General features: G+C 68.3%; 13 protein-coding genes. 7 read left to right on the forward strand and 6 right to left on the reverse strand.

Features of this window, described 5'->3' with window-relative positions; translation table 11 throughout:
- Positions 1-2 precede the first annotated feature (2 nt).
- On the reverse strand, positions 3-647 hold the full coding sequence (gene hisG, locus G474_RS0103780) for an ATP phosphoribosyltransferase (protein ID WP_026685817.1): 645 nt from the start codon (positions 645-647) through the stop codon (positions 3-5).
- Positions 648-795: 148 nt separating this feature from the next.
- On the opposite strand from hisG, the gene G474_RS0103785 reads away from it, so the two are divergent.
- Both G474_RS0103785 and G474_RS19400 read left to right on the forward strand, forming a co-directional pair.
- Complete coding sequence (locus G474_RS0103785; RefSeq protein WP_026685818.1) at positions 796-2,106, forward strand: cyclic di-GMP phosphodiesterase; 1,311 nt, start codon at positions 796-798, stop codon at positions 2,104-2,106.
- Positions 2,103-4,895 (forward strand): EAL domain-containing protein, encoded by a 2,793-nt coding sequence (locus tag G474_RS19400; RefSeq protein ID WP_051281806.1) that lies wholly within the window; start codon positions 2,103-2,105, stop codon positions 4,893-4,895. Before G474_RS0103785 ends, G474_RS19400 begins: the two co-directional genes overlap by 4 nt.
- Positions 4,896-4,903: 8 nt before the next feature.
- Here G474_RS19400 and G474_RS0103795 read toward each other — a convergent pair whose 3' ends face one another.
- The gene (locus tag G474_RS0103795) at positions 4,904-5,599 is read right to left on the reverse strand and encodes a helix-turn-helix transcriptional regulator (RefSeq protein WP_026685819.1); all 696 of its coding nucleotides are present in this window, start codon (positions 5,597-5,599) and stop codon (positions 4,904-4,906) included.
- A gap of 154 nt (positions 5,600-5,753) precedes the next feature.
- Here G474_RS0103795 and G474_RS0103800 point away from each other — a divergent pair, with 154 nt between their 5' ends.
- From G474_RS0103800 to G474_RS0103820, 5 genes are all read left to right on the forward strand, one after another.
- Positions 5,754-6,122 carry a VOC family protein gene (locus G474_RS0103800; RefSeq protein WP_026685820.1) on the forward strand — a complete coding sequence of 123 codons (369 nt, stop codon included), beginning with the start codon at positions 5,754-5,756 and terminating at the stop codon, positions 6,120-6,122.
- A 201-nt stretch (positions 6,123-6,323) separates the two neighbouring features.
- Positions 6,324-7,166 (forward strand): helix-turn-helix domain-containing protein, encoded by an 843-nt coding sequence (locus G474_RS0103805; RefSeq protein WP_026685821.1) that lies wholly within the window; start codon positions 6,324-6,326, stop codon positions 7,164-7,166.
- A 79-nt stretch (positions 7,167-7,245) separates the two neighbouring features.
- On the forward strand, positions 7,246-7,734 hold the full coding sequence (locus G474_RS19405; RefSeq protein ID WP_051281808.1) for a DUF2867 domain-containing protein: 489 nt from the start codon (positions 7,246-7,248) through the stop codon (positions 7,732-7,734).
- The gene (locus G474_RS0103815; RefSeq protein ID WP_026685822.1) at positions 7,731-8,117 is read left to right on the forward strand and encodes a hypothetical protein; all 387 of its coding nucleotides are present in this window, start codon (positions 7,731-7,733) and stop codon (positions 8,115-8,117) included. Before G474_RS19405 ends, G474_RS0103815 begins: the two co-directional genes overlap by 4 nt.
- A 122-nt stretch (positions 8,118-8,239) precedes the next feature.
- Positions 8,240-8,623, forward strand: a complete 384-nt coding sequence (locus G474_RS0103820) for a cupin domain-containing protein (RefSeq protein ID WP_026685823.1) — start codon at positions 8,240-8,242, stop codon at positions 8,621-8,623.
- Between the two features lie 7 nt (positions 8,624-8,630).
- On the opposite strand, the gene G474_RS0103825 is transcribed toward G474_RS0103820, so the two are convergent.
- Genes G474_RS0103825 through G474_RS0103840 form a run of 4 tightly spaced genes read right to left on the reverse strand, consistent with a single transcriptional unit; the run spans position 8,631 to position 13,310 of the window.
- Positions 8,631-9,698, reverse strand: a complete 1,068-nt coding sequence (locus G474_RS0103825) for a DUF1513 domain-containing protein (protein ID WP_051281810.1) — start codon at positions 9,696-9,698, stop codon at positions 8,631-8,633.
- The gene (locus G474_RS0103830; protein WP_026685825.1) at positions 9,698-10,738 is read right to left on the reverse strand and encodes an imelysin family protein; all 1,041 of its coding nucleotides are present in this window, start codon (positions 10,736-10,738) and stop codon (positions 9,698-9,700) included. The genes G474_RS0103825 and G474_RS0103830 overlap by 1 nt, the downstream gene beginning before the upstream one ends.
- Positions 10,735-12,150 carry a di-heme oxidoreductase family protein gene (locus G474_RS0103835; RefSeq protein WP_026685826.1) on the reverse strand — a complete coding sequence of 472 codons (1,416 nt, stop codon included), beginning with the start codon at positions 12,148-12,150 and terminating at the stop codon, positions 10,735-10,737. The genes G474_RS0103830 and G474_RS0103835 overlap by 4 nt, the downstream gene beginning before the upstream one ends.
- The gene (locus G474_RS0103840; protein WP_026685827.1) at positions 12,147-13,310 is read right to left on the reverse strand and encodes an imelysin family protein; all 1,164 of its coding nucleotides are present in this window, start codon (positions 13,308-13,310) and stop codon (positions 12,147-12,149) included. The genes G474_RS0103835 and G474_RS0103840 overlap by 4 nt, the downstream gene beginning before the upstream one ends.
- Positions 13,311-13,318 lie beyond the last annotated feature (8 nt).

Below are 13,318 nucleotides of genomic sequence, written 5' to 3' on the forward strand. Positions count from 1 at the left end.
ATTCACTTCTCCACAGCGCCCGCGAAGGCGTCGATGATGGGTTGCAGGGTATCCCGCTTCAGCTTCAGGGCCGCCTGGTTCACCACCAGCCGGCTGGAAATGTCCATGATGTGTTCCACGGCCACCAGCTTGTTGGCCTTCAGGGTGGCGCCGGAAGACACCAGATCCACGATGGCGTCCGACAGACCCACCAGGGGCGCCAGCTCCATGGAGCCGTAGAGCTTGATCAGGTCCACATGGACCCCCTTGGCCGCGAAGTGTTCCCGGGCCGTGGTGATGTACTTGGTGGCCACCTTGAGGCGGGCCCCCTGCTGTACGGCGCTGGCGTAGTCGAAGCCCTCGGGCACCGCCACCATCATCCGGCACTTGGCGATGTTCAGGTCCAGGGGCTGGTACAGGCCGGCACCGCCATGCTCGATCAGCACATCCTTGCCCGCCACCCCCAGGTCGGCGGCGCCGTACTGGACATAGGTGGGCACGTCGGAGGCGCGCACGATCACCAGGCGCACGTGTTCCTGATTGGTGTCGATGATCAGTTTGCGGGAGCTTTCCGGGTTCTCGCTCGGCACGATGCCGGCGGCAGCCAGGAGGGGCAGGGTCTCGTCGAAGATGCGGCCCTTGGAGAGGGCGATGGTAATACCGTTCACAGGCGTTTCCGGTGGGGCAAAGGTCGGATTTTAGCGCAAAGTGCCGCCCCCGCCCCAGGGGAAGGCCGGGACAGGCGCACCCCCACCCCCGCACGGAACCCCACCAGCGGGCATAAATTATGGATAATCGCCGCCGAGGAGGAAAATCGTGGCCCAGGAGCAACGCAGCGTCAATCATCCCTATGTAGCCGCCGCCGAACTGCGGCCAGGGCTCTACATCTTCATTGACCTGCCCTGGTTCCGCCACCCCTTCACCCTGAACAGTTTCAAGATCACCACTGCCGCCCAGGTGCGGGAGCTGCAAGCCCTGGGCGAGCCCCGCTTCCGCTACGACCCTGCCCGCAGCGACACCCTGCCGGAAAGCGGCATCACCGCGCCAGAGGCCGTTCCGGATGCCCCTCCGGCGCCGCCGGAGGCCGGGCAGCTGCCGCCGGAGACGGGACTCCCGAAGCCTGTCCCCCAGGACCCCATCCGCCGCCTGGCGGAATATCGCCAACGCATAGAACAGGTGGACAAGGCCTTTCTCAAGGCCGCCGGCATCCTGCGCAACCTGAACCGCAACCTGCTGCAGCGCCCGGGGGAAACCCTGCAGGAAATGGGCCGGCTGGTGGAGCAGATGGTGCTGGCCTTCCTGGAATATCCGGAAGTGACCCTGCACGTGATGGGAGAAAAATGCGGCGGGGATGAAGCCTATTTCCATGGCCTCAATGTCTCGGTCCTGTCCATGATGCTCACCCGGGGCCTGGATTTCAGTCCGGAACAGGCCCGCATCCTGGGGCTGGGGGCCCTGCTGCACGACATCGGCCTGATGGAGGTGCCCGACCGGGTCCTGAAGAAGAACCCCGCCGAATACACCCGGCCGGAACGGGAGCTGCGCGCCCTGCATTGCGAATACGGCCTCAAGCTGGGCAAGGAGCTGGGCCTGGGGCAGGAAGTCCTGGCCATCATCTTCCAGCACCACGAGATGGCCGACGGCAGCGGCTACCCCCATGGCCTAAAGCTGGAGCGGATCACCCTCCCCGCCCGGGTGGTCTCCCTGGTGAACTTCTACGACAACCTCTGCAATCCCGTGGACCTGAACCAGGCCATGACGCCCCACGAAGCCCTGTCCTTCATGTTCGCCCAGCGACGCAGCAAGTTCGACGCCAACATCCTGCAGCAGATGATCCGCTGCCTGGGGGTCTATCCGCCTGGCTCCATCGTCACCCTCTCCAACGAGGCCATCGCCATGGTGATGTCGGTGAACCCGGCCAAGCCCCTGCGCCCCTGCGTCATGCTTTACGACGAATCGCTCCCCAGGGAGGCCGCCCCCATCCTGGACCTGGAACAGGACACGGACATCAACATCAAGAAGGCCATCCGCCCGGCCATGCTGCCACCCCGCACCTATGCCTACCTGAGCCCGCGCAAGCACGTGACCTATTTCTTCGACGGCAACGCCCCGGCGGGCAGCGAATGAGCCGCCCCGCCACACCGGACGCGCTGCTGCTGGGCGGCTGCAATGAAATCCTGCTGCTGGTGGACGCCCGCGACCTGAGCATCCAGGCGGTGAACCAGGGCGCCCTGCGGCACCTGGGCCACAGCCGCGAGGCCCTGGTGGGGCGCCCGATCACCGACATCGAATGCGCCCTGACCGACGTGTTCTTCTGGGAAGACGTGCGCCAGGGCCTGGTGCCGGAAATCCGGGACGCGGAAGCCTCCTACCTGATGGCCAACGGGGAGCTGCTGAGCGCCACCAAGAACATCACCCAGGCGCCCGACGGCTCAGGCCGGCTGGTGATCTGCGCCACCCCCGTGGGTCGCCTGCGGCACGCGGAAGCGGAGCTGGCGGACGCCAGCGCCCACCTGCGCGCCACCCTGGAGGCCACGGCCGAAGGCATCCTGCTGGTGCACCGGAGCGGTGCCATCGTGAACATGAACCACCGCTTCTCCTGCCTCTGGCAGCTGCCGGAAGCCCTGCTCCTGGCCCGGGACGACCAGGCCATCCAAGCCTACCTGGCCGCCGCCATGGCCGACCCGGAGGCCTACCGGCGGCGCCTGAAGGAAATCCGCCCGGACACCGAGGACGAGACCCAGGACATCCTGCACCTGGCCGACGGCCGCATCCTGGCCCGCAAATCCCGGCCCGCCCGGCAGCAGAAGCTGATCATCGGGCGGGTCTTCTCCTTTACCGACATCACCGAACAAAAGGCCACGGAAGCCCGCCTCAAGCTGGCCGCCAGCGTGTTCACCCACGCCCAGGAAGGGATCATGATCACCGACCCGGGGGGCACCATCCTCGAGGTGAACGACACCTTCAGCCGCATCACCGGCTACAGCCGCACCGAAGTCACCGGCCGCAACGCCCGCATCCTGAGCTCCGGGCGCCAGGGACCGGAGTTCTACCAGAACCTCTGGCACGACCTGGCCCACAAGGGCCACTGGCAGGGGGAAATCTGGAACCGCCGCAAGGACGGCACCATGTACGCGGAAATGCTCAATATCGCCGTCGTGCGGGACGAGGCCGGCCGGGTCAGCCACTACGTCGCCCTGTTCTCCGACATCACCACCCTGAAACAGCACCAGAGCCAGCTGGAGCGCATCGCCCACTACGACGCCCTGACCGGGATTCCCAACCGGGTGCTGCTGGCCGACCGACTGCAGCAGGCCATCGCCCGCACCCGCCGGGACCAGCGGCTGATGGCCCTGGTGTACCTGGATCTGGACGGCTTCAAGGAGGTAAACGACACCCACGGCCACGAAACCGGCGACGAACTGCTGATCGCCATCTCCCAGGCCCTGAAGGACACCCTGCGGGCCGGCGACACCCTGGCCCGCCTGGGGGGCGACGAGTTCGTGGCGGTGCTCACCGACCTGGGCAGCCCGGGCGAATGCGAGGTGGTGCTGGAACGGCTGCTGCGGGCGGCCGCCAGCCCGGTCAGGATCAAGGGCAACCCGCTGCAGCTTTCCGCCAGCCTGGGGGTCACCCTCTACCCCCACGACGGCAGCGACGCCGACGCCTTGCTGCGCCACGCCGACCAGGCCATGTACCAGGCCAAACAGGCCGGGAAGAACCGCTACCACCTGTTCGATCCGGAGCAGGACCGGCAGGCCAAGACCCACTGGGAAAGCCTGGCCCGCCTGACCCAGGCCCTGGAGCAGGGCGAGTTCGAGCTCCATTACCAGCCCAAGGTGCACATGCGCCGCGGCCAGGTGGTGGGGGCCGAGGCCCTGATCCGCTGGCGCCACCCGGAACGGGGCCTGGTGGCCCCGGGGGAGTTCCTGCCCATGATCGAGGGCACCGACCTGATCGCCCGCATCGGCGACTGGGTCCTGGACCAGGCCCTGGCCCAGATGAGCCAATGGAACCAGGCTGGGCTGGAGCTGGCGGTAAGCGTGAACATCGCGGCCCACCACCTGCAGAAGGAGGATTTCCTCGCCCGCCTGCGGGACAAGCTCGCCGCCCATCCCCTGGTGGCTCCGGCCCAGCTGGAACTGGAAGTTCTGGAAACGGCGGCCCTGGAGGGCATCGCCCATGTCTCCCGGGTCATCGAAGGCTGCCGCGCCCTGGGGGTGGATTTCTCCCTGGACGATTTCGGCACCGGCTATTCCTCCCTCACCTACCTGAAACGCCTGCCCGCCGGAGTCCTCAAGATCGACCAGAGCTTCGTGCGCGACATGCTCTGGGATACGGAAGACCTGGCCATCGTCGAGGGGGTGATCGGCCTGGCCGCCGCCTTCCGCCGCAGCGCCATTGCCGAGGGCGTGGAAAGCGCCGCCCACGGAGCCCTGCTGCTGCGGCTGGGGTGTGAGCTGGGTCAGGGCTATGGCATCGCCCGCCCCATGCCCGCCGCCGATCTGCCCCCGTGGATTGCCGCCTGGCAACCGGAAAGCGCCTGGCAGGCAGCCCACAACCATCCCCTGAGCCGGGAAGACATGGGTACGGCCTACGCGGAAGTGGATTTACGCCACTGGTCCCGGGCCCTGGAACACCACCTGCACGGCCAGCTGGGCTCCGCACCGGTCAGCTCCCCCCTGAACTGCCGTTTCGGCAACTGGTACCGGGGCGAGGGGCGCGCCCGTTACGGCCGCCGGGCCGCCTTCAGCCGCATGGAGCCCCTGCACGAGGAACTGCACCGGATCGGGGAGGCCTTGCTGACCCACCGGGCCGACGGCAGGGCGGACCTGGTGGAGCAGGGCCTCGCCAAGCTGCTCCAGGTCCAGGAACAGTTGATTGCCTGCCTGCATCAGCTGCCCCAGGAAAACTGAGCCCCTGATCAGGCCTCGGTCTCCCCCCGGGCCGAGGCCAGGTAGTCGCGCCAGAGATGACCATAGCGGTCGTCAAAAGTCCGCTCCAGCAGTTCCACCTCCAGGATGCGGTCCACCCGGAAGGTCCGGAAGGACTGGCGCAGTTCGCACCAGGCCCCCAAGGTCCAGCAATGGCCCCAGAACACCAACCCCAGGGGCCACAGGGCCCGCCGCGAAACCTCCCCATCCGCCCGCCGGTAACGCACCTGCACCAGCCGCCCCCTTTCCATGCCCGCCCGCAGCAGGGCCATGGGTTCCCGCAAGGGCGAAGGCTGCAGGCAATCCAGAGCCAGGAAGCGCCGCCCCGAGGCTGCCACCCGGCTTTCCAGGGCCCCGGGCAGCACCGCCTCGATACGCGCCATGGCCTGGGCGGCGGCCCGGCCCAGGGCCGCATCCCCCCAGGCCTGGACCAGCTTGGCGCCGACCACCAGGGCTTCCAGCTCATCACCGGTAAACATCAGCGGCGGCACCTGGTAGCCGCGCCGCAGCCGGTAGCCGACGCCGGCCTCCCCGTCGATGGGGGCGCCGGATTTCACCAGGTCGGCAATGTCCCGGTAGATGGTGCGCTCGGACACCTCCAGGGCCTCGGCCAGGGCCGCCGCCGTGACGATGCGGCCGTGGCGCAGGAGCAGGATGATCTGGAACAGTCGGTCGGCGGGGCGCATGGGAACGAAAGGGCGGGGAAAGCGTGGAATTTCAGCATAGCACGGGGTTCCGCCAGGCCCGGCCAAGCCTCCTGACACCATGCTGTCAGGAGCCCCCGGCCAGAATGGCTCCCATCAACGGCATCCCGCCGCTGAACTTTCCCAGGAGCCCATCATGAAAAATCCCCTGCGCTGGTTCGAAATCGCCACCGCCGACCTGGAGCGCGCCATCGCCTTCTACCAGGACATCTTCAGCATCGAGCTGCGCCGTGAAACCTGCGGCGACTGCCCCATGGCCCTGTTCCCCTACGAGGAGCCCTTTCCCAGCGGTGCCCTGGTGGCCATGCCGCAACTGCAGCCCCGGGACAACGGCACCCTGGTCTATCTCGACGGGGGCGCCGATCTGAACGGGGTGCTGGCCCGCATCCCGGCAGCAGGAGGCCAGGTGGTGATGGAGAAAACGGACCTGGGCCAGGACATCGGCCACATCGCCCTGTTCATTGACAGCGAAGGTAACCGGGTCGGGCTGTACTCCAAGGATTGAACCTTAAAACCTCAGTTAAACCACAGAGGCACAGAGACGCCGAGGAAAAACAAAGACTTGTCCTGGAAGGCCGGGTCACTTTCTAGGTGAGCGCAGAAGATGATGCAAGCCATTTTTTTTGAACTTCTCTGTGTCTTTGTGTCTCTGTGGTGAGGTTTTTAGGTTGCCCCCAGGCAGCCCCATGGCATTAGAATCCGGGCCATGTCCGCCCTGCTCTTTCCCGTTTCGGCAGCGCTATCCGGTTTGGTCGGCAGCCTGCTGGTCACCGCCCTCCCCGGCGGTCCCTACCTGCTGCCGGCCACCCTGCAGCCCATGCTGCTGGTGATCCTGAAGGGAGAAATCCACCTGGAACTGCCCGACGGCAGCAAACGGCGCCTGCCCCGGCTCGGCTTGAGCGGCGCCACCAGTGGCGTCTGCCGGGCCAGCGCCACTCAGGGCACGGAAATCCTCGTGGCCTCGGTGCTGCCCGGACAGCTGCCGCGCCTGCTCGGGCTGCCCGCCTCGGCCGTCATGGAAGCGTTCGTCGCCCTGGAGGAGCTGTTGCCCCGCGCATCCCTGGCCGCGCTGGAAGAACAGCTCGCCAGCGCCGGGAACCTTGCCACTCGGGTAGCCCGCTGCGAGCAATTTCTCCTTGAGCTCAGGAACGCCCAGGCCCAGCAGCGTGCCGACCTGGTGCTCCCCGACACCTGGCTGTTCCGCCCCCTGGACGAGATCGCCACCGCTTTCGGACTCAGCCCCCGCCAGCTGGAACGGCGCTTCCGCCACAGCTATGGCCAGAACCTGCGGGCCTTCCGCCAGCAGGCCCGCTGCAGCCGGATGCTGGTGGAGCTGGTGTTTGGCCGCCGCCAGTTTGCCTCCTGGGCCGACATCGCCACCCAGGCCGGCTATTTTGACCAGGCCCACCTGAGCCGGGACCTGCGCCGCTTCACCGGTTACGCCCCGGCCCACCTGGGCCGGCAGCTGGCCGGCGAGGACCCGGCCCTGTGGCCCTACCGCCTGAGCCCGGAACAGGTTTCCGGCCTGTTCGGCGCCCCGTCTTTCTGAGCCTGTCGTTTCGGTACAAGACCGGAGCGGGCCGGCGCGCATAGATTGCCGCCATCTCCTGCCATGCAATGACTGCCCCATGCCCGCCGCACACCTCGCCACCACCCCGCCCGACGGAACAAGCTACCCTTACCGGGATTGCCACCACCACCCTCTGCCGCTCCGGGAAGTAGGTCCCGACCAACTGCTGGTCGCCTTCCTGGCCGCCCCTCCCGGCTGGGTCGATGGACTGATGCGGACCCGGGACAGGATCGTCAGCCGCTGGGGGCTGAAAACCGCAGCCCCCGATCAGCCCCGCCCCCCGTTCCGGAGCGGGCAGCAGCTCGGCGTGTTCCGCATCCTGGCACTGGAACCGGGCAAAGTTCTGCTCGGAGAAGATGACCGCCACCTGGATTTCCGCCTCTGCCTCCAGGCCGGGGCCGGGGAACTCCGGGTCAGCACCCGGGTCCTGCCCCACAATCCCGCCGGCTGGCTCTACCTGGCCCTGGTCCTGCCCTTCCACCAGCTCATCTCCCGGGTCATGGTGCGGCGCATGGCCAGGCTGCTGGCAGCGGAGAGCAGCTCATGAACCGCCCGCTGCTCGGGGCAGCCCTGCTGGGCGGCCTGACCACCCTGATCCACCTGCTGGGCGGCGGCCAGGACGTGGCCACGCCCCTGCTCGCCGCCCCCCTGGAACCCAGCCTCAAATTCACTCTGTATGCGGTCTGGCACATGGCCAGCCTGGCCTTGCTGGCCAGCACGGCTGCCTGGATCTACTGCCTGCGCCATCCGGCCGCAGCCTTGCTCGGGCACTTCCTGGGCCTCCTGTGGATAGGCTTTGGCCTGGTGTTCCTGGCCGTCATTGCCGCTTTCCCGGAACAGGGGCTGCTCTGGCAACTGCCCCAGTGGCTGCTGCTGATCCCCTGCGGCCTGCTCGCCCTGAGAGGCCTGCGCCGTCGGGGCACCCCTTGATACAACCTGACACTGACATCGTGTGCAACGCCCCCGGGTTCTCCGACCCGGCGCCCCGGGCTAGCACGCCCCCCCACCCGCTTCATGTTATTTTTCGCCCTTCTCCATCGCCGAAGCATCCCATGAGCACATTCACCAAAGTCATCCTCTACACCGACCAGGACGGCTACGCCCGTTTCCGGGAAGAGCAGGTGGCCCTGCTGGAAGGCACGCCCCAGGCCCGACTCTCGGCCCTGCATCCGGCCAGCGGCTACCAGCTGCGCCACAGCCCCGTGGGCTTCCGGAGCGAGTTCCACTGCACCACCTCGCCCCAATGGACCGTGATCCTGGCCGGGCAGATGGAGATCGGCCTGCGCGACGGGAGCTCGCGGATTTTCGGTCCCGGGGAACACTTCTTCTCCAATGACCTGGTTCCCGCAGGCGAAACCTTCAACCCCGAGATACACGGCCACTGGAGCCGCCAGGTGGGCGAGGAGCCCCTGCAGACCCTGTTCCTCAAGGTCTGAGGCCGCCTCAGCCCGTGGCCGGGGTCCAGTGGTTGTCGAAGCGCAGCCCGGGCGCCTGCACCTTCCGCCCTTCCCCGCCTGGCCCGGCGCCCAGCCAGGCCATTTCCCGCCCCCCGGCCAGCAGGCGCCCCCCTGCGCCCCAGGCCAGGGCGCAGGCCTCGGGCAGGGACAGCCTGCCGCATTCCCGTCCCTGCAGATCGAGCAGAAGCACCAGTCCGCTCCGGGGGCAGCCCAAGGCAAAGGCGGCACCCGGCCCTGCCAGGGCCGCGATGGAGCCGCCGTAGCCGGCCAGGGGAGACTGGCCCGAAGGCAGTTCCAGAGTCTGCCCGTCAAACAGGGCAAAGGTGGGCGCCGCCTGCCGTTGAGCCACCGCCTCGTGTTCCGCCTGCAGGGCAATGCCGACCATCCCGCTTTGATGCCGGGCCAGGTGGCGTATGGAGAGCCTGGCGTCCCCCAGACGCCACTGCCCCAGCCGCCGCCCCGTGCTCAGGTCCAGCCGCAGCAGGCTGGAATCCATGCGCGCCAGATCGAGTTTGAGCCGCCCGGTTTCCGGCGCGGTAGGAACGCCGCCATTCGCCACCAGCAGGCTGTCCCCATCCAGGAGCAGCTCGTGGGGGTCCTGTCCATGGGTGGACCAGACCGCCAGCTCCTGCAGGGAATCCGGCTGCCGCAACAGGATCAGGCCCTGACCATCTTCCTGTTCACTCTCCACCGTCAGCAGCCGCCCACCGGCCAGGAGGGCGTGGCCGGTGAAACGCCGGTCACCGTCCTGCCAGAACCAGTTGCTGCGGCCACTCCCGGGGGCCCAGTGCAGCAGCCACTCGCCCGGCCGACGAGCCACGACGTAGACGCTGCCATCCCCGGCATCCACCAGGGCGTGGGCCCGGGTGGGGATTTCCTGCACCGCCAGCGGCACCAGTGCCCGCCCTTCGACGGCCAGCAGACCCACCTGGTGACGGCCATCGGCATCATCCCAGGCGGCCCACAGCCGCTGACCGCCCGCCGCGCTCGAGGGGGGCGCCAGTACGGCCAGGCCCAGGGCGGCCAGGACGCGCAAGCAATCCCGGCGCCGCATCAGTCCCCGTCCGCGTCGGAAAAGCCGACCCGGATATCCAGCACCGGGGTGACTTCGTTTTCCACCAGGGCCTTCAGCTCGGCCAGACGCCGGGCCGCCAGTTCCAGGGATGCAGGACCGTCGCCGGCCTGCTCCAGGGCCTGATCCGCCAACCGGGCCTGGGCCAGGAGCCTGTCCGCCAGGGGGTTGAGCCCCTTGCCACGCAGGTAGGTGGCGACGCTGACCAGGTCCTGGCCGGGCGCCGGCACGGCCGTGCCCACCAGCAGTTCCTGCAGGCTTTCCCAGCGCAGCTGCCGCTCCTCCCGGCTGGCGGCACCGGGAGCCGCCGCATCCTGATCGGCAAACTGGCGCGGCAGCAGGGGCGCCGGGCGACCCCGCTGCTGCATGTCACCGAGGGGTTTCACCAGCCACTGAAGACGCAGCATCTCCACGCCCCCCAGCCACTGATTCAGGCTTTCGTTCATGGCCGCCACCAGGGCCTCGTCTTCCTGCAAGAGCGCTGGACGGGCGGCAAAGGCCTGCTCCAGGGCCTGGGCTTCGGCACGGATTTCCCCGGCCAGCCGTAGGGCGTAGGCGCAGTGAGCCGCGTCCTGGGGGGCCGCCCAGAGCAGCCACTCCAGAGCACCGAAGCCTCGGGCCGCCACCCCCGCCAGTTCCAGATCCTGGCCGGGAGCGGCCACGGCTTCAGCGATGCGGGCCGGGCGAATGGGCAGGAAGTCGATGCGGCGCTGGCTGCGACGCTCGTTCAGGGGCCCCACGGCCACGGCGCTCAGGCGGGCCCAGGCGACCACGCTGCGGCGCCAGGCCAGGCGTGCCTCCTCCGGCCCGTCGGCCGGGCAGCCGTGCGCCAGGGCAGCCTCCAGATTCAGAGCCTGACGGGCCAGGGCAGCCGCCCGGGGCGAGTACCAGCCCTGCACCTGTCCCAGGACGAAATGGGCCGGGGTGTAGGTGGGTACCGCCACCCGGCGCCAATCTTCCTGGGCCTGGGCGCCCAGGGCCCAGGCCGCCAGCCAGACGGCAAACAGCAGCCAGCGGCTCATAGGGAATCCACGAAGCGGACCAGGGCTTCGCGCTCCACCTTGTTGAACTTCAGAACGGCATCCCGTGCTGGCGCCGCTTCGCCCCCATGCCAGAGCACGGCCTCCAGCACACCCCGGGCGCGGCCGTCGTGGAGCAGGCGCTGGTGCCCATTGACCTCGCGAATCAGCCCCACCCCCCAGAGGGGCGGCGTCTTCCACTGGCGGCCATGGGCCAGCCCGTCGGGGCGGTTGTCCGCCAGCCCCGGGCCCATGTCATGCAGCAGCAGGTCCGTGTAGGGCCATATCTGCTGCCCCGCCGCCTGGGAACTGGCCATGGCCGGATTGGGCGGCGCCCCCGTCACATAGCTGGGCCGGTGGCATGTGACACAGCCCGCCTGGGCGAACAGGCCCTGGCCCCGGCGGACCAGGGGATCAGCCGCATCCCGGCGGGCCGCCGGGGCCAGGGTGGCCTGGTAGAACACCACCTGGGCCAGGGTTTCGTCATCGATTTCCGGCTGGCCGTTACGGCCGCCCCGGGGGGCAGCCCGGCAATCCGGCTGGGCCTCGGTGCAGGCTTCCTGGGGATTCTTGCTGGAGGTGATGCCGATATCCCCCAGGAAGGCCCCGGCCGTCTGGTGCGCCACGCTGGCCACATTGGCTTTCCAGCCAAAGCGGCCGATCCGTTCGGCCCCGGCGAAGGCGTCCCAGACCCGGTTCACCTGCCCCTTGACGGGACCGGGAGCCGCGGCCTGGTGCCTGACGTTGGCAAGGATTTCCTGTTCGGGTATGGCTTCGAGCAGGCCCACCCCGATGATCTGGGGCGCGATGCGTGGCCCCACCAGCACCTCCGGATGCATGGGCCCGTAAGCCAGCTCCACGAAACGGTACTCAGGCTGCAGCAGGGTATAGGGCGTACCGTCGGCAAACTGCCCGGTGAGGGTGGCATAGCTGATGGCCAGCTTGCCTTCAGGCTTCACCCCCTGGATGGCATTGTTGTTGAACTGATCCCCGTAAGTAGGCTCGGGGATGATGGCGTTGTGGGGACCGCGCCCGGGAATGGAAAGGCGGAATAACAGCCCCGCCGGCTGCTCGCCGGCCTCGGGCGGCTCACCCCGGCCATCCTGCACGTGGCACCCACCGCAGGAACGGGCGATGAAATGGGGCCCCAGGCCGTCCCGGGCCAGGGTGGAAGACGGGGCCTCCACCCAGTTGCGCCGGAAGAAGGAGTTGCCCACGGCAAAACGGGCCCGCTCCGCATCTTCCAGATTGGCGAAGGGAAAGGAAAAGGCGTTGCGGCCATTGGCAAATACCGTGGTCGCCCCCCCGGTGAAGACGTCGGCGGGCAGTTTCTCCTCGGCCAGGACCGGGCTCAGCCCGCCCGCCACGGCCACCAGGCAGGCCCAGAGCCGGTAACAGTTACGGGGCGCGCTCATTTCGGGGCACTCAGGGTGAGACGGGTGATGCCGATGGCGGCGGCGGCCTCCACCAGACCCTTGGACTGGGCCACCAGAGCGTCTATGGTTTTCTGGATGCGCAGGCGCCCGGGAGCGCTGGAACTGCCGATGACCTCCCGGTCAAAGGGGGCCTGAATCGCCTCGGCGGCCTGCACCGAGGCGCTGATCTGCTCGCCCACGCGCCGGGCCAGGGCCGGATTGGCGGCGGCCACCAGCTCTGCCAGGGAAGCGCCCTGCACCAGGGAGCCGTCCAGGCGGCGGTAGCGGCCGAACCAGACGTTCTCGATGCCCTTGGCGTTGGTCACCGCGTCCCGGTGGGTGTTGTCCGAAAAGCAGGAGTGCTCGTCCTCCTGGTCCTGGGTATTCATGGCCACTTCCAGGCGCTCTCCGGCCAACTCGCCCCGGGACAGGGAGCCCAGGCCAATGATGATCTTGCGCACCGACTCCAGGCCGCCCCGCTCGAAGCGGGCCCGGTAGTTGGACAGGGCATCCGGAGCCCAGGCCCGGCCCAGGTAACGCAGATCGTCGATGAGCAGTTCAGTGGCGGTCAGCAGATACTGGCGGCGACGGTCGGCGTGGGCTGCCTTGCCGTCGACGAAGTCCTCATAGGAACGATTGCCCGGCCCCGTCGCAGATAAATCCTGGCCCCAGAGCAGGAATTCGATGGCATGCCAGCCGGCCGCGATGTTTTCTTCCCCACCTCGCTCGTTCAGGCGGCTCAGCTCCGCCTTGGTGATGGTGACCGAAGGCTTGTTGATGATCCCGGCGTCAGCCCTGCCCTTGACGTAATCCACATAGGCCTCGTCCAGGGGCCAGGCATTGAGGCGCCCCTCCGGCCCGCTTTCATCATCGATGGGACCGGAGTAGAAACGGTAGGCCTCGGTCTGCCCATACCACTCCCGGGCCGCCAGCCAGGCCTGGCGGGCCGCCTGCTGGGACGACTCACTGGGCGCCGCCACGAAAGCCTGGATGGCCTCCTGCATCTGCAGGGCGCTGGTCAGGGAATCCTGGTAGCTGGCGTGGACGATTTCCGCATAGTTCCGGTTAACCGCCTCCGGCGTCGGCGCCTGAGCCCCGGCCTGCAGGGAAACCCCTAGCAGCAGGGCCGCCAGGGTGAAACGAACGCGCTTGAAAGTCATTGCAAAAC

Origin of the sequence: Azovibrio restrictus DSM 23866 (genome assembly GCF_000429665.1) — a bacterium.
GTDB classification, from domain to species: domain Bacteria; phylum Pseudomonadota; class Gammaproteobacteria; order Burkholderiales; family Rhodocyclaceae; genus Azovibrio; species Azovibrio restrictus.